This is a genomic window from Marinimicrobium sp. (genome assembly GCF_002695945.1).
GTDB classification, from domain to species: Bacteria; Pseudomonadota; Gammaproteobacteria; order Pseudomonadales; family Cellvibrionaceae; genus Marinimicrobium; species Marinimicrobium koreense.
Genome location: NZ_NZQP01000026.1, coordinates 99,176 through 117,331 on the forward strand (window position 1 = coordinate 99,176; position 18,156 = coordinate 117,331).

Genomic DNA, 18,156 nt, shown 5'->3' on the forward strand with positions numbered 1-18,156 from the left:
GTTGTCGGGGATGCAGAACAGCGAAGCCCGATTGGAGACACTGCGAAANCGTTCGCAAAGCGAAGGTACGGAGCCGGAAACCGAGAAGGCGGCAGACGCCTCCTCGCTCAATGTACAACTCGATCTTGCCAGCGAAGATCGACGGCGCGCGCAACAGGCGCGCCAGTGGTGGTCTCGGGATCAGCGNNGCCGGGCCCNGNATTTTCTGGANCAGACGCTCGCNCAGTGGCCGGNNGATNGGGNNCCNCCNNCNNTGAGCACNGTGGCNTTGGNGGAGTTNTACNTGNAAGAGNGNAANNNNTCANANGCNGAGCAACTGTTGAANNANTCNCGGGNATTGNCCGANGATGANCNNGCNCGCCTGGGCGCNGANCTNTGGTCTCTNCGNGGAGATAATGCCCGGGCNCTGNCACTNTTGGAGAACGCGGCNGANCANNCTGACNGNCAATGANCCNTACCGNGCTTTGTGGGCGCGCCTGAANTATGAGCAGGGNCGNCACGAGCANGCGGCCAATCANTACCGNCAGNTACTGAATGACTTTGGCGCACAGCCGGCCTACTGGTTGGGGCTGGGGCTGGCGGAAGATGCCCGCCAGCGAGCGGCGGCGGCACTGCAAGCCTTCGAACAGGCGCTGGCCAGTGGCGCTTACGATGGCCGTGAGTCCATTCGCCGGTACCTGGAGGGGCGTGTCGACGCACTGGCCCGTCGAACCGAAAACCGGGAACCCTGATATGGTTGATACTCAACAGAACACTCGCAAACGTATTCGCATCGGGGATCTGCTGGTTGCCCAGCAGATGATCACCGACGACCAGCTCTCCCACGCGTTGGAAGAGCAAAAGCAGAGCGGCCGGAAGCTGGGGAACACCCTGGTGGATCTCGGGTACGTGGACGAGAATGCACTGCTCAACCTGCTGTCCGATCAGTTGAATATTCCCTTCGTCGAGCTGCGTCAGTTCCGGTTTGACCAGGAGTTGATCCGGCGCTTGCCGGAAACCAGTGCTCGTCGTTATCGGGTGCTTCCGCTGCGGGAAGATCCCGACGGTCTGCTGTTGGGGATGGCCGACCCCACGGATATTTTCTGTCTGGATGAACTGACCCGCCAGCTCGATCAGACGATCAAACCGGCGGTGGTCCGCGAGTCCGAGCTGCTGGATGTGCTCGATATCGCCTACAGTCAGGCGAGTGAAATTGCCTCGCTGGCCGAAGAACTGGATGAAGAGCTGGAAAGCTCCGCGATCGATTTGACGGATTTCGCCGCCGAGGCGACCGACAGCGATGCGCCGGTGGTCAAGCTGTTGCAGAAAATTTTTGAAGAGGCGATCACCGCCAAAGCGTCGGACATTCACATCGAGCCGGATGAAACCGTATTGCGGATTCGCAACCGCATCGACGGCGTGTTGCTCGAGCAGGTGATGAACGAAAAGCGCATTGCCCCGGCCCTGGTGGTGCGTCTGAAACTGATGTCCGGGCTGGATATTTCCGAGAAGCGCAAACCCCAGGACGGGCGCTTCAATCTGAAGGTGAAAGGCCGCAATATTGACGTGCGTCTGTCCACCATGCCGGTGCAATTTGGCGAGTCGGTGGTGATGCGTCTGCTTGACCACACTGATGGCGTACTGCCTCTCGGCAAGGTCGGCATGCCCCCCGCGCTGGTCGACCGGTTTCGTAAAATCATTGCTCGCCCTCACGGGTTGGTCTTGGTCACTGGTCCGACCGGCAGTGGTAAAACCACGACGCTGTACGGCGCGCTCTCGGAGCTCAACAAGCCCGAGAAGAAGATCATTACCGTGGAAGATCCGGTGGAGTACCGTTTGCCACGTATCAACCAGGTGCAATTGCACGAGCGTATCGGCCTGACCTTTGGCAGTGTGCTTCGGGCGTCACTGCGCCAGGACCCGGACATTCTGCTGGTGGGGGAGATCCGCGATGCGGAATCCGCCGAAATTGCCCTGCGCGCGGCCATGACCGGTCACCTGGTATTGTCCACCCTGCACACCAACGATGCCCTGACCTCCGCGCTGCGTCTGATTGATATGGGCGTCGATGCCTACCTGGTGGCCACGGCACTCAAGGCGATTGTGGCCCAACGCCTGTTGCGCCGCATTTGTACCAGTTGCATTCAGGATCACGAGCCGGATGCCAACGAACGCCAACTGCTGGCGGCCATCGCGAAGGGGCGCGATCTCAGCCAGGTGCAGTTTAAACAGGGGGCGGGCTGCCCCCATTGCCACAATACCGGCTACCGGGGTCGGGTCGGGGTTTTCGAATTGTTGGAAGTCAATGGTGCCATGGCTGAAGCGCTGCGGGACAACAGCCTGAATGCGTTTACCCGAGCGGCCCAGCAGAGCCCCAACTATCGCCCCCTCAGTCACAGCGCACTCGACTATGCGATTGAGGGCATCTCCACCCTCGAAGAAGTCATGAAAGTCTCAGCACAGATCGAAGATGAGGCAGAGCTGATCTGATGGCCCTCTACCAGTTCAAAGGCCGCAACGCCGAAGGTCGCCCCGTATCCGGCCAACTGGAAGGCCCCAGCCCCGACGCCGTCGCTGGCCAACTGGCCGGGCGCGGGGTGACGCCCATTGCCATCGAGCCCTATGAACACCGCCCCAGTTGGTCTGAGCGCTGGCAGGAGTGGCGCCACAGTGGGCAGGTAGAAACTGTTGACCTGATCATGTTCTGCCGACAGATGTACACCATTACCCGGGCGGGCGTGCCTCTGGTACGCGGCATTCGCGGCCTGGCCGCCAACCTGCGCCATGTGACCTTTCGCAATACCCTGGAGGACATTGCCGACCGTCTGGAATCCGGTTTGGAATTATCAGTAGCGATGCGTCACCACCCGAACGTGTTTAACAACCTGTTTATCAGCGTGGTGAGTGTGGGGGAAGGCAGTGGCTCTCTGGAGAGCGCCTTCAAGCAGTTGAGTGAGTATCTGGAGCGGGACCAGGAAACCATCAAGAGCATCAAGGCGGCGCTGCGCTATCCCAGCTTTGTATTGATCGCCCTGGCCATCGCCATCATGGTCATCAACGTGAAGGTGATTCCCGCCTTTGCCAATATGTTTTCCCAGTTTGGCGCGGACCTGCCGTTGCCAACCCGCATTCTGGTGGGTGTGTCCGATTTCTTTGTCGCTTTCTGGCCCTATCTGCTGTTTGTCGCCGTGGGCAGTTTTTACGGGTTTCGTCGGTATATCAAAACCGATAAGGGGGCCCGAGTCTGGGGCCGCAAAAAACTTGGCCTGATTGTGATCGGCGACATTATCGAACGGGCCTCCATGGCCCGCTATGCGCGTTCNTTCAGCGTGATGNTGCGGGCCGGNCTGCCNGTCAACCAGGCGCTGGANCTCTGTGCCCGGGCCATTGATAACCCCTGGCTGGGTGACAAGATCCGNGAGATTCGGGCCGGTGTGGAGCGCGGNGAAGGGCTGTTTCAGACCCANATGACCAGCGGCATGTTTACGCCNCTGGTGCTGCAGATGATCGCCGTGGGGGANGAGAGCGGNCAGGTGGANCAACTGCTCTCGGANGTNGCCGAGTTCTATGAGCGGGAGGTGGANTACGATACCAAGCGNCTGAGNGANCGNATNGAACCNATCATGGTGGTCATNATGGCNAGTTTTGTCCTGATTCTCGCCCTGGGCATNTTCCTGCCCATGTGGGAAATGTACAACATNCAGCAGTGAGCNTATGAGCCNGANATCCCNGCGGGTGTTNGANTGGTTGTTGATNGCCNCGNTGATCGGCATCGTNCTGGTGTTCGCTNTNGGNCTGTANGGNCGNATGGCCGGNGANGTGCAGCGGCTGAGNTTNGAGCTGGCNGCCCAGAACTTCAAAACGGCGGTNTCNGGAGTGCGGGCTCACTGGTNNATTCAGCGGGCACAAGGNGANNCAGNGCGGGATGTGGTNGTATTCAGCGAGCTNCCGACGATGCCNGTGGGNCTGGAAGATGCNTCGGACATCAGGGTCTACCTGAACNCTCAGGGCTGGCCGGTGAANACCCGNTCCCGGNGCGAGGCCGCAGACGGGCNTCTTGACCCCGAGGAGTGNCTGGANCTNTGGCGGGCGTTTCTGCATCAGGCNCCGCCTGTNAGCCTGGAGGGGGCTTTGGCGCCCAATGCGGTCTTCGGGGTGGCCAAGGTGGGCGAGGGGCGGGAAAGCGCCTGTCGCTACCGTCAATTGGTTGNCGANAGTGGTCGTCGATATTTTGACTATCTTCCGTTTGATGGNCGGGTTTTGCTCAGCTCGTCACTGGAATGACGNTTTTTATCGGTTTAAGTGTTGGCATGGAAGTTGAATTCACCTATATTAGGTGAAAACATGCGCCAAGTGCGGAGTTCGGCGCCAGNAGTGGTTTTTACAGGTTTTACAATAACTCATGACCNTTAATGGAGTTCTCTTATGAAACAACAATCCGGTTTTACTCTGATTGAGCTGATTGCGGTAATCGTTATTTTGGGCATTATCGCCGCCGTGGCAGTGCCCCGGTTTGTGGATTTGTCGGATGCGGCTCGTGAAGCGGCTGTTGATGGAGTCGCGGGCAACCTGGCGAGTGCCAGTGCATTGAACTANGCTGCAGCGGTCGCNACTGATGCGGGAATACAGGATGCGCCAACTCCNNNNACGATTGAGAACTGTACCGATGCGGCCGNTNTGNTGGANGGNGGAGCNNTACCCGCAAACTATGAGATCGNGTCCNTGNCGGTTGGTGATGGTGCAAACGTNACNTGTACNGTNCACTCNCCNAATGTGGCTAATACNGAGGCNGANGCGNANTTCACCGTTTACGGNGTTGCAGCTCCAACGACNCCATAATNNAGTNNNCNNGGANANANCNGAGTGNNCCGNTTNAAAGGTTTCACTCTAGTNGAGNTGNTTGCAGTCATTACTGTTTTGGCAGTTTTGGCTGCATTTTCGCTTCCCAAGCTGATTGATTTCTCATCGTCCGCGAAGAGGGTGGCAGCAGAGGAGTTGGCAGCGACTTTGTCGACCGCTAGCTCTTCCAATTTGGCTACCTTTATTTTGAGGGAAGAGTATCCAGCGGCTATTTCCCAATCGGCCTTCCCAATGAACGCCTGCAGGAATGCCCGTTTTCTGTTGGNAANCGGNTTNCCNNCAGGCTATCGGATTGAAGCGGCCGGGTCCGGCGATGGCACGGTATNGCATATGGCTACTGTTCAGTGCGACGTTGTNGATGANTCNNACANCGCTATCCGCGCCAGCTTTACGCTTCACGGAATCNANCCAAGCAGNTCCTAACGTCCTCNGCNANAGGTCCGACCATGCCCTCAGCGNGCGCAATGTACAATGGCCGGAAGTCATCGGGTTTCAGCCTGATCGAGCTGATCGCGGTGATNATCNTGCTGGGCATTATCAGCGTGGTGGCAGTGCCCCGNTTTTATAGCACCGACGCCGCCGCCATCCAATCCGCTCGCGACCAGGTCCTGTCNGCNTTCTTTACCGCGCAACAANTNGCCATGGCCCGTGCCAGNACGAGCAATNCCATNCANGTAANNGTTGTCNNGTCCNGTCTGAATGTGACGGAAAANGGCACTNCCGTGNNNGCCACCGGNGGAACCTNNCCNCTGACNCTGCCCGAAGGNGTNNCCATTACGGNCGGAACGGGCACCTACTCCTTTGATAAATTGGGCCGGACCGATCCNGGACAGATTGTGNTNGCCCGCGGTTCNACGTCGGCCACNGTNCGTGTGGAGGCCAGCGGNTATGCCTANACGCCCTGAGTTGCGTCGTCAGCGCGGNGTNACCCTGATTGAGCTGATCGTNTTTATCACCGTGATTGCACTGGCGCTCGGNGCNTTGCTGGGCGTCTATCGATATTCGGTGATCAACAGCGTGGACCCGCTGGTNCGGGTGCGGNTGNTNGAANCCACNCANTCNCGNCTGGATGTGGTGCTGGCACAGCCCTACGANGCCAATACGCCNCCNGGCGGAGTGCCGGCCTGCGANAGTCAGGCNCCGCCGGGNCGNCCNNCNCCGCCGGTCTGTGCCGATGCGGGNGGTGTNAGCAGCTTNGANGGTGANACCGANTCNCCNTATNCNGGNTACAACCGTACCGTCGCGGTTGAATTTGCGGGGAGTGAGTTGGGGCTGACCAACAACCGCTGGGCCAAGCGGATTACNGTGACCACCACCGCGCCCAGCGGNGAATCACTCACCCTCTCAGCCTACAGGACAAACTTCTGATGTGCCGGTGCCGGTCACGACAAGCCGGGTTTTCCCTGGTGGAATTGATCACGGTCATCGTGGTGCTTGCGCTGGTGGCCANCATCGGCACCGGCTTTATCGTCAGTGCCACAGATAGCTATCGGCAAACCCAGGCCCGGGCGGCACTGGTCAATACCGCCCGACAGGCGCTGGAGCGGATGACCCGCCAGATTCGCGGTGCCATGCCCTACAGCGTGCGGATTACCAATNNTGGCGACTGTGTGGAGTTTATGCCGGTGGCGGGTGGCGGTATNNACCGTGAGCCGGTACCCGATGCGGCCAATGGCGCGCCCCCTCACACNGCNATCCAGACCGCGCCGCACTCGGTGGNCTTTGGCACNGCGGATTACCTCAGTATCGGNGCGATGGACAGCGGCGAGCTGTATGGNGGNAGNCCGGTGTCGCTGGCGCCGGTCAACANCCGCACNNCCACNGAGGTGACATTCCCCNGCCGGACCTGGCAGCGCAANTCCATNGGGCGGCGCTTTTTCCTGCTCAATCAACCCCAGGCNTTNTGCCTGTTTGGTGGTCAACTGCGTTTNTATCCCGCGCAGGATCGTACGGCGGCNAACGTTGATCCTGGCAGTGACTTTGATCTGTTGGCCCGCAACGCTCAGGCNTCGGGCAGTCCCTTCGTNTTGTCTGCCGCGAGTGANAGTCGCAATGTGTTNNTGCAGATGAACGTCGCCTTCAGCGANGGCGGNGAAACCATGATTTTTGAGCAGGAGGTATTGATTCGCAATGTCCCCTGATCTTTTTCAACATCGTGCTATGCGGAAGCAGGACGGCTTTCTGTTGCCGGTTGCGCTGTTTATTANCGTCGTGATGGGCTTCGCCTCCCTGGCGTTATGGCGTACTACAAGCCAAAGCGGTATTGCCAGTGTTCAGGAGGTGGTTACCGTGCAGGCGCTGTACGCAGCAGAAAGCGCGGTTCAGCGGGGCCTGAGTGAATTGTTCTACCCCAATGCCAACGCTCGNCCCCCGGTTGATAATCGCTGCGCTTCACTGAATACCAGTATNGACTTCTCCGGTATCAACGGTCTTAACCTGTGCACGGCACAAGTTCAGTGTGAGCTGGCGGAGCCGGGCTTGTACAACCTTTCCGCCAGCAGTCAATGCGGCAGTGGTCCCACGCGAGCAGTGCGCTCTCTGACGGTTCAGGCGAGGTTTTGATGGGACGCTTCTTCAGTTTCAACACTCGGTTCGCCTGTTTCCAATTTTCGTGCGTCTTAGCACGCTTTCTTCTTTTCATTGGGAGTTTGCTGTTCTCTCCGCTGGCCTGGTCCGTCGCCTGTGACGCGGTATTCACTAACGGAGTTCAAAGTCACTCTTCAACTGGGAGTGTCAATGCAGGTTACCAGGCTGAAATTAACGGTGGCGGTGGTCTTATCTCTACACCAGAACTGATACAGCAGTCCTCGCCGGGGCAAGCTATTTGCGACTCGGGTACGTGCCAGGCAACGGGTTATCCGAGTACCCCGAGCTCCGTTGCTGTTCTTCAAAGCAACGGTAGCTCGGGCTCTGTCACGGCTTCAGGGGGCAATACGAACATTAATGCTGGTCAGTATGTAAATATAACCGTTCCCCAACGGGTGAGAGCTACCTTCAACAGTGAAGGTGGTGAATATCGAATGCGAGCCTTNTCNACTGGTTATCAATCCGAAGTCCGCTTTCGGTCCGGGGATTATTGGATTACTGGTGATATGACGCTTGGTCAGGAAACCGAGGTTACCAAGCAAGGTGGAAACTCGGACCCGGTCCGGATATTTGTCGACGGTGATGTTGTACTTGGTTATGACATGGTTACGTCTGGGTTCAGTCCAGGACAGCTTTTTATCTACGCAANGGGTTCGATCACTGTCAGACAGTTCTCCGCCATCACAGGATTTTTATATGCTGATGGGCTAATAACAACCGAATATCAAGTGGTTATTAACGGGGCCTTATCTGCGGAAGAGGTACAGCTTGCTCAAGAGACTATCGTCAGTTATCCAAGTGCCATAGCACCTGACCTGGACTATACGCCGTTTTGCGATCCTACGGGTGGCACTCCTGCGACCTTAATCGCGGATTGGCGGATGGACGAAGCTGGTTGGAGCGGTACCGCAGGTGAGGTGATCGACAGCAGTGGCAATGGCAATAACGCGACAGCGCAAAACGGCGCTGATACGGCCGATGTTGCTCCGGCGCTTTCAGGCGATCCGGGTACTTGCGGATATGGGGAGTTTGATGGAGTAGATGATTATCTGAGTGTGCCGGGTTTATCCGGAACCCTCAATCGCACCGCCAGCATGGCGTTCTGGATTAAAACCACACAAACCGGCAACTCGACGGCCTGGTCCTCCCCGGCTGTGGCTGGTATAGAGGAGAACGGGGGCGCCGACGATATTTTCTGGGGTTGGTTGAATCCGCAGGGGCGGATTGGCTTGACGGTGGGAAATAATAACACAACGGTTTCGAATGCTCAGGTGAGTACAGGAAACTGGACACATGTGGCGCTTACGCGAAATCACGAAAGTGGTGAGTANCAGATTTTCATCAATGGCGCGTTGGACAGCAGAGGAACCACCGGAACAGGCATTATTGGCAACGGCTTCTCGAGCATTGGTCGAGTAGAAAACACCAGCAGTAGCGTGGCGTTAAATTATCTTCAAGCGCAGCTTGATGAGGTCCGTATTTACGAAGGAGTGCTGACAGAGTCTGAAGTGCAGGCGATTTTTCAGGCCAGACACCCTTGCAGCCAGAGTATTTGTCCGACCGGAACGCCGGTGCCTGGGCTCTTTGGCGAGTTCTATAACAACATGAATCTGGCGGGCGCACCTGAGGGCACCCGCGTTGATGGCCCGGTGGACTTCGATTGGGGACTGGGCGGTCCTGGGGTAGCCGGGGTGGGCGACGATGAGTTCTCGGTACGCTGGAGCGGACGGTTACACATCACGCAAACAGGCGGCTATCGTTTTCAGACCCGGTCTGATGATGGTGTTCGCCTTCGCGTAGACGGTGATCTGGTCATCGATGAGTGGGCTCCTCAGCCAGCAACCAACGATACCAGTGGTGTTGTGAACCTGGAAGCAGGGCAGAGCTACGATATTGAGCTGGAATATTTCGAGGAATTTATCGATTCTGAAATCCGGCTGCGCTGGGACGCGCCTGGCGCTACGAGCGGCTTTGTGCCGATTCCTATCGGTAACGCAAATGGCACCGCCACCGGTCTCTATCATTGCCCCGGTAACCGAGTCGACTCCTACACCCTGGTGCACGCCAATAACGGTGTGACCTGTGAAGCCTTACCGGTAGTGATTACCGCCAGGGACAGCGCTGGCAATGCGGTTGTGCCCGCCGCGGGCACAGTAGTGGACTTGCTGGCCGATCCGGTGCCGGATTCGGGAGATACTGCCTGGGTTGGTGATGGCACTTATGTTTTTTCAGGCTCGGAGAACAACTTTACCGCCTTTCTGCGTCAACTCAGCCCGGCTGAGGTGGGGTTGTCGGTGACCGATGGCACAGCTTCCGGCAGCTCCGGCCCGGTGAACTTTGCTGATACCGGGCTGGTGTTTTACGGGGATCGCTCCGGTGGGCCTCTGCCCAATCAGGTGGCCGGCACCGAAGACCTCAATCCGGTCATTCGTGCGGTGCGCACCGATGATGAAACCGGCTCCTGCGAGGCGCGAGTGGACAACCAGACCCGTACGGTGCAGCTGGGCTATGAGTGTATCAACCCCGGCAGTTGCCGTGCGGGCCAAACCCTTAGCCTGGCATCAACCTTCATTCAGGCGAACAATGCCGGTGCAGGTCCGGCCTACTCGCCCGTCTCTCTCGGCTTTGATGACGAAGGCTACGCGGACATTCCGCTGGAGTACTCCGACGTGGGTGATATTCGCCTCTGGGCACAGTTGAGTTTGCCAGAAGAGGGCGAGCAACCGGCGGTGGACCTGGTCGGTCAGAGTAATCGCTTTATCGTCAAACCCCACACCTTGGTCGTGACCGACGTGCAGGGCGCTGCGGGGCAATCCAATCCCGGCGGTACGGGGTCCGGAGCTGGTTTCGTGGCGTCGGGAGAGCCGTTCTCAGTGCGGGTCGAAGCCCGGAATAGCAATGGCGCACTGACTCCCAACTTCGGCAATGAATCGCCAGCACAGAGCGTCCGTCTTGAACTGAGTGAATTGGTTTACCCCTCGGGCGGCAGCCTCGGAAACCTGGGCGGTGCAGGGAGTCTGACTCGCGAAGATAACGGCGTAGCGCTTGGCGATGGGGTGAGCTGGGATAATGTGGGCACCATTACTCTGGAACCCCGCTTGGTCGGTGACGATTATCTCGGTGTGGGCGACTTGGTGGAAGTGACCGAAAGTGATCCCGTGGGCCGGTTTTATCCATACGACTATACGCTGAATGGAAGCACCGTCAGCGATGCCTGCGGATCCTTCAGCTATATGCATCAGGCTGCGATCGACCTGTCCTATACCGTCAGTGCCCGCAACCTGAATGGCGCTGTGGTAAGCAACTACGACGATACCACTCTGGCGTATGCGGGCACCGCGAACCCTGGCTACGTCGCCGAAAACGATGACGCCGCCAATGGCAGCGAATTAAGCGGGAGGGTTCAGGCGGAGAACGAGGCCGGCTGGAGCGGCGGGGTACTTACAGTAACTGATTCTAGCGCCGCTTTTCTAAGAGCATCCAATACACTCCCGGATGGTCCCAGGGCGGACTTGCAATGGGGTTTGACCCTGATGGATTCACTGGATGGCCGTCCAATGGTAGACCTGGACATGAATGCCAACACCAGCGGTGACTGCGCAGCAGCGGGAAACTGCAGCGCAGTCGCTCTGGGTGATCCGCTCAACCTGCGCTTTGGCCGGCTCCGTTTGAATGATGCCTTTGGCCCCGAAGTCGTTGACCTGCCAGTGCCTTTTTATACCGAATACTGGAACGGTTCAGAATTTGTCCGCAACGTCGATGACAGCTGCACCCGCATCCCCCGGGAAGCGATAACCTATCAGCCGACCGGCAATCTGGTGGACGACAGTAACCGCACGGTTCCTGTTGGCGGCGGCAGCACCACGGGTCAATACGCCAGTCTCGACGGGGTGGGGGTCAACTTCAGTAGCAGTGATTCCGATCACTACTTCACCGCACCGGGGGAGGGCAATACCGGTTCGTTCGATATCGAGCTTGACCTGACCAACCGCCCTTGGCTGCGCTTCGACTGGAATCAGGACGGTGATTTTCTGAACGATATTCAGATGCCGCCGGCGAACATCGGTTTTGGTTCTTACCGGGGGCACGATCGAATCATTTATTGGCGAGAGGTTCTGGAGTAGGGCGTGCTGAGCTTTAAGGTTTTCGGTGGATGACGCGCTTCGCGCTCCGAGACGTCGGACCGATCCACCCTACGGGTGCTGAAGTTCAAATGTGGCACCGAGGTATCAGCGAGGAACACCTATTGCAGACTCTCGGAGGCATGGATGCCGACGAGAAGCCCCCAAGGATGGGTTCACGGCGGGTCTGCAATAGGTGTTCCTCGCTGATACCGGAGCGTGACGAATGCACCGATAAGGCTTTGTAAGTGATACTACATGGGTATCCTACGGTTGGTCCTCTTCCAGACGGATATCAATCGCCAACTGATCCGCAATGGAATCCAGATCATCGTGTAGCTCGTCCATATCCACCGACTCCGGAACCTCAATTACTCCGTTGGCCTGAAACAGTGGCTCGCCGGACCAGGGCATACTGGAATAATCGGTTTCCAACTCGCCCATATTGATGCTGCGCTCGGCGAACGCCTGGGCGATTTCCAACACGATACCGGCTCGATCCGGCCCCGCCACGGTAAAGCGGAAGGCGCGGAAGGGCGCGCGCTCGGTGGCTTGTGCGGATTCCACCACCAGCTTCAGCCCCTGTCCGCCCAGCGCCTGCAGGGCGGCGGTCAAGGGTTCGCGCTGCGCTTCGGGCACCGCAACCTGTACAATACCCGCAAACTTGCCGGCCAGGTGCGATAGGCGACTTTCCAGCCAATTGCCCTCGTGCTGCTGGATAATCTGCGCCAGTCGCTCCACAATGCCCGGCTTGTCGTCACTGATCAGCGTCAAAATCAAATAGTGTTGCATCGTTGTCATCCACTTCAGAGTTGTTATGCCACCATTGTGGCGCAACCCCGGAAAAAAGTCATTGTGAAGCCATGATCATTCCCCATCAGCAAGTATCCGCCGACGCCCTGCGAGGCCTTATTGAAGAGTTCATCACGCGTGAGGGCACCGACTACGGCTGGGAGGAAACCAGCCTGGAGCGAAAGGTACAGCAGGTACAAGCCCAGATTGAGCGGGGCGATGTGGTGATCGTGTTCGACCCCGCCACCGAAACCGTCAGCCTGCTTCCGGAGCGGGATGCCCGGGAGCTCGGGGATGACTGATTGGCTGAAAAATACCCCGCCGAACCCGTCGGCCCGCTTGCTGCTGGCCCACGGGGCGGGCGCGCCCATGGACAGTGACTTCATGAACGCCATGGCCGAGGGGCTCTGTGCCCGGGGCGTTGACGTCTGGCGGTTTGAGTTTCCCTATATGGCCGAGCGGCGGACCGCGGGCAAAAAAAAACCGCCCAACCGACAGCCCGAACTGTTGGAAAGCTGGCGAATGGCTATTGCGTCGGCGCAAGCAACGGCGCTTCCCCTACTGGTGGGCGGCAAGTCCTTGGGAGGACGGATGGCCAGCCTGGTGGCGCATGAGCCCGGGGTCTCGGGGCTGGTTTGCCTGGGCTACCCCTTTCATCCGGTGGGTAAGCCGGACAAGACCCGTCTGGGGCCCTTACAGGCGGTTCAGGTAACGACCCTGATAGTGCAGGGTACTCGCGATGCGCTGGGTAATCGGGACGAGGTCCGGGCTTATGATCTACCGGCGACCCTGAACTGGCTCTGGCTGGACGATGGTGACCACGACTTCAAACCGCGAGTGAAGTCCGGGTTCCGTCAGCAACAACATTGGCAGTCGGCGATCGAAGGTATCGTCGACTGGATCGATCAACACTGGGGAGATCGCCCGTGAACCATCTGTTTTTACACTGTCGGCCCGGTTTTGAAAAAGAGTGCGCGGCAGAAATCCAGGAGCTGGCGACCGCCGCCGGTGTGTACGGGTTTATCAAAACCCGCGAAGGGCAGGCCTATGTGATCTACGTGACCCATGAGCCCGACGGTGCGCAGAGGCTGGTGGGGCAACTGCATTTTATGGATCTGGTGTTTGCCCGGCAGTGGTTCGTGACCACTGCGCCGCTGGCCAACCTGCCCCCGGGGGATCGGGTCGGGCCGCTGGTGGAAGCGGCCCAGGCGCTTCCCGCCGCCCGCTCCCTGGTAGTGGAAACACCCGATACCAATGAGGGTAAAGAGCTGTCGACGCTCGGTAAAAAGCTGACCTCACCCTTGATGGCCGCCCTGAAAAAGCAGCGCCTGGTGGACCCCAAGAGCCGTTGGCACTGGCATCTGCTGGTACTGTCCGGCCAGTGTATGTACCTCGGCGTCAGCCCGGTGGACAACCGCGCCGCCTGGCCCATGGGAATTCCCCGCCTGCGTCAGCCCAGAGAGGCCCCGAGCCGGGCCACGTTGAAATTGGAAGAAGCCTGGCATCACTTCATCCCAGAGTACGAGTGGGATGTTCGCCTCGCCGGCGGGCTTAGAGCGGTGGATCTCGGGGCGGCGCCGGGGGGCTGGACCTGGCAATTGGTGCGCCGGGGCATGTTTGTCGATGCGGTGGACAATGGCCCCATGGCGGAGTCACTGATGGAGTCCGGCCAAGTCACTCATCATCGGGAAGACGGTTTTGTCTATCAGCCGAAAAAGTCGGTGGATTGGCTGGTCTGTGATATTGCCGACAAGCCGGCACGGGTGGCGAATATGATTGCGCTCTGGGTCAGCCAGGGTTGGTGTCGGGAGGCGGTATTCAATCTGAAGCTGCCCATGAAGCAGCGCTATGCCGAAGTGGCGCGCTTGCGGGAGCGAATCGAGCAGCAGTGTGAAGCGGCGGGGCTGGATGTGGCGCTGGCGTTCAAGCAGCTGTATCACGACCGCGAAGAAGTGACCGGCCACATCATGCGGTTGCGCTGATTGTGCGCCTTGCTAGACGGGATTCTTGTCCAGCAAGGTGATTTTTTCAAAGTCCGCGAGCGTCGGATTTAGCTGGTTCATGACCTCGTGACGCTCGTCGCTGTAATACCAGCGTTTCCAGTCGTGCAGGGAGCGCCACTTGGACAGCAGGTAGTGGTGGTTGGGCCGCTGCAAGTCCCGCAGGGTTTCACCGCTGAGAAATCCTTCGGCCTGATAAGCGGATTTGAGCGCTTTGCGCGCGGCCATTTCGTAGGTACTTTCCATTCCGTCGGCAATGTGGCGTTCAACGAGCACGTAGATCATGAATGATTCCGGCTAATGAAAATAAAGGCGTTAAAAGCGCTATTCTAGCGCCCGCGCCCGGGAATGCAAAGCGCGCGTCAATGCCACTGGCTGGGCGGACTTTCGTTGCGCTGCAGAATCCACTCCGCCAGCGCGACCCATTCATCCAGCAGCTCATGCAATAACGCGACGCGCTCGGGGTGGCGTTGATGGTCGTGCAACGCCTGTTGCCCCAGAGCCGTCAGCGCTGCGAGTATTTCTCCAACCGTTTGCGCGTGGAGGTTGCTGAGCAATTGGCGATTGAGTGCGGCGCTGGTGATTTCTGCGGTGGTTGGGGCCGGCGCTGAGGGGAGAGACCTCAACGCCTGCTGTATGGCTTGCGCAAGATTCGGGTTATCATGGCGCAGTAGATGAGAGGTGATGGCCAGAGCAGTGGGCGTTAAAGCACTATGTGCAGTATGGCGATTGGGTGACGGCATAAAGACTACCCCTGTAAAACTCGACGCCTCGGTTCGCTGAAACAGCGCTTCGCTCCTGCGGGCGGATCTCCTACTTCAAGTCTAGCAACGAAGTATGTGCTTTACCGGCAAAAGCCGAAAATTTCGTCTTGATGATAACGGGAAGGGTCGATGTCTGATCACAAAGAACGTCCGGGGACCATTCACAAAGCGTTGGACGCCCGGGGCCTGGTATGCCCGGAACCGGTCATGTTGTTGCATCGGGCGGTGCGTGAGGTCGCGGCGGGTGAGGTGATCGAGATGATTGCCACCGATCCATCCACGGAGCGGGACGTGCCCAAGTTCTGTCTGTTTCTCGGGCANGAGTTNGTGCTGGAAGAAAGNGAAGGGGAAGAGTACNGGTATTACATCCGCAAGAGTGGNTNACTTCAGGTAGGTCGGGTTAGCGCGNCAGCGCGTAACCCGACAANANCNACNCNAGNNNTCTTGAATCAATACCCATCAACCAACAACGAAATTGCCGCCAAAGCCTCCGGATCTTCCGCCTTGATCTTGTTGGCGATCTGGTGCTGGAAAAAGTACCGGAATTGATCGCTCTGCTGGGCCGGATACAGGCAGGCATCGCCCGGCAGGACCGGGGTGCTCACGATCTTGTTCATGTCGGTGAGCATGCCGTAAATGCTGCCGTCATGCTGCAGACGCCAGCTGATGACTTCAACCAGGTTCAGTTTGTTGGTTTCTTCGGTGGCGAGCACTGCGTGGGTGCCAATGGTATCCGGCANCTCCTGAACGACATCGTCGTCGTTNTCACATTGGAGCTCGTAATACTCCGCCGCCGTTTCCAGTTCGACCACCTTGTGGATGGGGGCNTCGAAGAAGACATCATCAATGCCCGGATCGTAATACCCTTCCCACTGGCCGTTGAGCGGGTCGCAGATGTCCGGGCAAGCCACGATATCATTGAGCCAGGGCACCAGACCCACCACCTCGCCATTGGCGCGCAGACCCCAGCACAGGATTTTCAGGCTGAACAGNCGATCNTCGCTGGTATCGTTGGAATACAGCATTTCCAGGCCGTCNANTTCCGGNGCCAGNCGGACNAAGCGCTGATCGTGCAGNTCGGAGAGAGACTTTCCTGTGAAGAGATCAACCACATTTTCCGTGTTGTGGCGCGACTGTGAGGTCTTCATAATACACCTCCCGGCTGAGGCTGGGGCTAACGACGCTAGCCCAGGAGACACCGATGGNGAAAGACTGGTTCCCGAGCACAGCNCGAGCCTTTTTCATAACCATCTGTCACTAAAGTATAGGTTATAACCCGAAAGCACAACACCTAGTAGTAAAAATCTTTCCGCACACCAGAGCCTGCAGGCCCGAGTGTGCCTGAGGAGTTGCATGTTGACCGATGTTGGCGACACCAGCCGGCACGATTGCCGAGATTTGATTCAGCTGTTCGACCAGACCTTCAGTGAAAGCCACGCCACGCGCCTCTGTGGCGGTGCCGAGGAGCCCNTGTANGCCCCCGGCGAGCCGCACCGCATCTGGTTTACGCGCAATTACTACGCCAGNGCGCTGCACGAGGTGGCNCACTGGTGTGTCGCCGGNCCGGCNCGCCGTCTGAAAGAGGATTATGGCTATTGGTACGCGCCGGATGGCCGTACGGAGGCCCAGCAGGCGGAGTTCGAGCGGGTGGAGGTGCGCCCCCAGGCCCTGGAGTGGTTGTTCTCCCGAGCGGCGGGCTGGCGTTTTCGTCCCAGCGCCGACAACCTGGCGGCGGGGCTCGGCCCGAGCGATTCGTTCAAGCGCGCGATTCATCAGCAGGTGCAGCGTTTCTGCCGGGAGGGCGTCAGCCGCCGGGTCCATGCCTTTCTGGCGGCATTGGTCGCCTTCTATGGCACCGCCGAGAATGTCGAGTCCCTGTTGGTTGAAACCCGGTTTGCCTGGGAGGATGTGGCATGACGCCGTCCCCGATCTGCCTGGTTGACGCTTCAATCTACATTTTCCGGTATTATTTCTCCCTGCCCGACAACTGGTCGAGCCGGGAGCACGGTTACGGCACGGGTGCCGTGTACGGCTACAGCACCTTTCTGATGCGGCTGATCGAACAGACCCGCCCGACCCACCTCGCCGCCTGTTACGACGAGAGCCTGGGTCAGTGCTTCCGCAACGACCTCTACCCGGACTACAAAGCCAGCCGGGCCCACCCGGATGAGGCCCTGGCGTTTCAGTTGGCCGCCTGCCGACGTTTTGGCGAAATTCTGGGGATCGCCAGCTTCGCCAGCCAGACCCACGAGGCGGATGATCTGATCGGCTCCCTGGCCCGAACCATGCGCGCCAGCCCCCGGCCACTGGCAATCCTGACCCGGGACAAGGACCTTGGCCAGCTGTTGTGTCGGCCCCAGGATTATCTGTGGGACCACGGGGCGGATCAGCGATCTTACGCGCCGGATGTTGAACGAAAACTCGGCGTCCGGCCGGATCAGTTGGTGGATTACTTGGCGTTGGTGGGGGACAGTATCGACGATATCCCGGGTGTTCCGGGGGTAGGCCCCAAGACAGCGAGCGCGCTGTTGGCTCATTTTGGTAATCTGGATGAGCTGTGGGCGAACCGGGAGACCGTCGCAACCTTGCCCATCCGGGGGGCGAAGTCTCTGGCGGCGAAGTTGGAGGCGAACTGGGAGCAGGTGGAGATTTCCCGCCAGTTGGCCAAAATTGTGGACGATCTGCCGTTAGACGTTACGCTCTCAGATCTGACCTTCGGGCCGGTCGATTGGTGGGCAATGGAGGAATTCGCCGACGAAATGGGCTTTGGGGAAGGGTTTCTGGCTCGGGCTCGACGGGTACTCGAAGATTTCTGACCAAACTCCGCGTAGGGCGGGTAAGCGAAGCGCACCCGCCGTTTATGGGTACTCTGCATTGTTTTACTGGGGACCGGATTTAGGTGGTTTTGGTACTTCGCATAGTTGTGCTGCGGGAGGGTAGGAGTTAACTGCACGGGCGCTGGAGATAGTGCGTTTTTAAAGGTCGCTATCTCCACCAAAGTCAACTCTCGCTACGGCGGAAGTTGGGCATACCCCTGTGAGACCATTACCCGCC

The 18,156-nt window shown here is 58.7% G+C and carries 16 protein-coding genes and 2 pseudogenes; 14 read left to right on the forward strand and 4 right to left on the reverse strand.

The features are described from left to right. Nucleotides 1-563: 563 nt before the first annotated feature. The 8 genes and pseudogenes from CMG77_RS06740 (at nucleotide 564) to CMG77_RS06760 (ending at nucleotide 11,549) form a co-directional block, all read left to right on the forward strand. Nucleotides 564-731 carry a hypothetical protein gene (locus CMG77_RS06740; RefSeq protein WP_286903824.1) on the forward strand — a complete coding sequence of 56 codons (168 nt, stop codon included), beginning with the start codon at nucleotides 564-566 and terminating at the stop codon, nucleotides 729-731. Between the two features lies 1 nt (nucleotide 732). Further along, nucleotides 733-2,469 carry a GspE/PulE family protein gene (locus CMG77_RS06745; RefSeq protein WP_286805081.1) on the forward strand — a complete coding sequence of 579 codons (1,737 nt, stop codon included), beginning with the start codon at nucleotides 733-735 and terminating at the stop codon, nucleotides 2,467-2,469. Next, a complete protein-coding gene (locus CMG77_RS06750; protein ID WP_286903825.1) occupies nucleotides 2,469-3,689 on the forward strand; it encodes a type II secretion system F family protein in 1,221 nt (406 codons plus the stop codon). Before CMG77_RS06745 ends, CMG77_RS06750 begins: the two co-directional genes overlap by 1 nt. A gap of 715 nt (nucleotides 3,690-4,404) precedes the next feature. Further along, a pseudogene (locus CMG77_RS15830) lies at nucleotides 4,405-4,818 on the forward strand (type II secretion system protein). A gap of 24 nt (nucleotides 4,819-4,842) precedes the next feature. After that, nucleotides 4,843-5,262 (forward strand): annotated as a pseudogene (locus CMG77_RS15835) (type IV pilin protein). A 465-nt stretch (nucleotides 5,263-5,727) separates the two neighbouring features. Continuing rightward, on the forward strand, nucleotides 5,728-6,207 hold the full coding sequence (locus CMG77_RS15840) for a type IV pilus modification PilV family protein (RefSeq protein WP_353743462.1): 480 nt from the start codon (nucleotides 5,728-5,730) through the stop codon (nucleotides 6,205-6,207). Then, the gene (locus tag CMG77_RS06755; protein ID WP_286903826.1) at nucleotides 6,207-6,980 is read left to right on the forward strand and encodes a PulJ/GspJ family protein; all 774 of its coding nucleotides are present in this window, start codon (nucleotides 6,207-6,209) and stop codon (nucleotides 6,978-6,980) included. Before CMG77_RS15840 ends, CMG77_RS06755 begins: the two co-directional genes overlap by 1 nt. A 1,326-nt stretch (nucleotides 6,981-8,306) precedes the next feature. Next, complete coding sequence (locus tag CMG77_RS06760; RefSeq protein ID WP_502691771.1) at nucleotides 8,307-11,549, forward strand: PA14 domain-containing protein; 3,243 nt, start codon at nucleotides 8,307-8,309, stop codon at nucleotides 11,547-11,549. A 264-nt stretch (nucleotides 11,550-11,813) separates the two neighbouring features. Here CMG77_RS06760 and CMG77_RS06765 read toward each other — a convergent pair whose 3' ends face one another. Next, complete coding sequence (locus CMG77_RS06765; RefSeq protein WP_024460661.1) at nucleotides 11,814-12,338, reverse strand: glycine cleavage system transcriptional repressor; 525 nt, start codon at nucleotides 12,336-12,338, stop codon at nucleotides 11,814-11,816. Between the two features lie 71 nt (nucleotides 12,339-12,409). On the opposite strand from CMG77_RS06765, the gene CMG77_RS06770 reads away from it, so the two are divergent. The 3 genes from CMG77_RS06770 to rlmM are packed head-to-tail and all read left to right on the forward strand — an operon-like array spanning nucleotide 12,410 to nucleotide 14,320. Further along, nucleotides 12,410-12,640 carry a YheU family protein gene (locus CMG77_RS06770; protein WP_286805064.1) on the forward strand — a complete coding sequence of 77 codons (231 nt, stop codon included), beginning with the start codon at nucleotides 12,410-12,412 and terminating at the stop codon, nucleotides 12,638-12,640. After that, nucleotides 12,633-13,268, forward strand: a complete 636-nt coding sequence (locus CMG77_RS06775) for an alpha/beta family hydrolase (protein WP_286805063.1) — start codon at nucleotides 12,633-12,635, stop codon at nucleotides 13,266-13,268. Before CMG77_RS06770 ends, CMG77_RS06775 begins: the two co-directional genes overlap by 8 nt. After that, the gene (gene rlmM / locus CMG77_RS06780; RefSeq protein ID WP_123637757.1) at nucleotides 13,265-14,320 is read left to right on the forward strand and encodes a 23S rRNA (cytidine(2498)-2'-O)-methyltransferase RlmM; all 1,056 of its coding nucleotides are present in this window, start codon (nucleotides 13,265-13,267) and stop codon (nucleotides 14,318-14,320) included. Before CMG77_RS06775 ends, rlmM begins: the two co-directional genes overlap by 4 nt. A gap of 12 nt (nucleotides 14,321-14,332) precedes the next feature. On the opposite strand, the gene CMG77_RS06785 is transcribed toward rlmM, so the two are convergent. After that, entirely contained in the window at nucleotides 14,333-14,623 is a 291-nt protein-coding gene (locus tag CMG77_RS06785) for an antibiotic biosynthesis monooxygenase family protein (RefSeq protein ID WP_123637756.1), read from the reverse strand. Between the two features lie 77 nt (nucleotides 14,624-14,700). Beyond that, entirely contained in the window at nucleotides 14,701-15,081 is a 381-nt protein-coding gene (locus CMG77_RS06790; protein WP_123637755.1) for a hypothetical protein, read from the reverse strand. A 150-nt stretch (nucleotides 15,082-15,231) separates the two neighbouring features. Between CMG77_RS06790 and tusA the strand changes: the two genes are divergently transcribed. Then, nucleotides 15,232-15,651 (forward strand): sulfurtransferase TusA, encoded by a 420-nt coding sequence (gene tusA, locus CMG77_RS16130; protein WP_502691768.1) that lies wholly within the window; start codon nucleotides 15,232-15,234, stop codon nucleotides 15,649-15,651. Here the strand turns inward: tusA and CMG77_RS06800 are convergent. Beyond that, nucleotides 15,552-16,250, reverse strand: a complete 699-nt coding sequence (locus tag CMG77_RS06800; protein WP_286903828.1) for a hypothetical protein — start codon at nucleotides 16,248-16,250, stop codon at nucleotides 15,552-15,554. The genes tusA and CMG77_RS06800 overlap by 100 nt on opposite strands. A 205-nt stretch (nucleotides 16,251-16,455) precedes the next feature. On the opposite strand from CMG77_RS06800, the gene CMG77_RS06805 reads away from it, so the two are divergent. Continuing rightward, nucleotides 16,456-17,019 (forward strand): elongation factor P hydroxylase, encoded by a 564-nt coding sequence (locus tag CMG77_RS06805; protein ID WP_286903829.1) that lies wholly within the window; start codon nucleotides 16,456-16,458, stop codon nucleotides 17,017-17,019. Then, nucleotides 17,016-17,918 (forward strand): 5'-3' exonuclease, encoded by a 903-nt coding sequence (locus tag CMG77_RS06810; protein ID WP_286805059.1) that lies wholly within the window; start codon nucleotides 17,016-17,018, stop codon nucleotides 17,916-17,918. Before CMG77_RS06805 ends, CMG77_RS06810 begins: the two co-directional genes overlap by 4 nt. The last annotated feature ends 238 nt before the right edge of the window (nucleotides 17,919-18,156 follow it).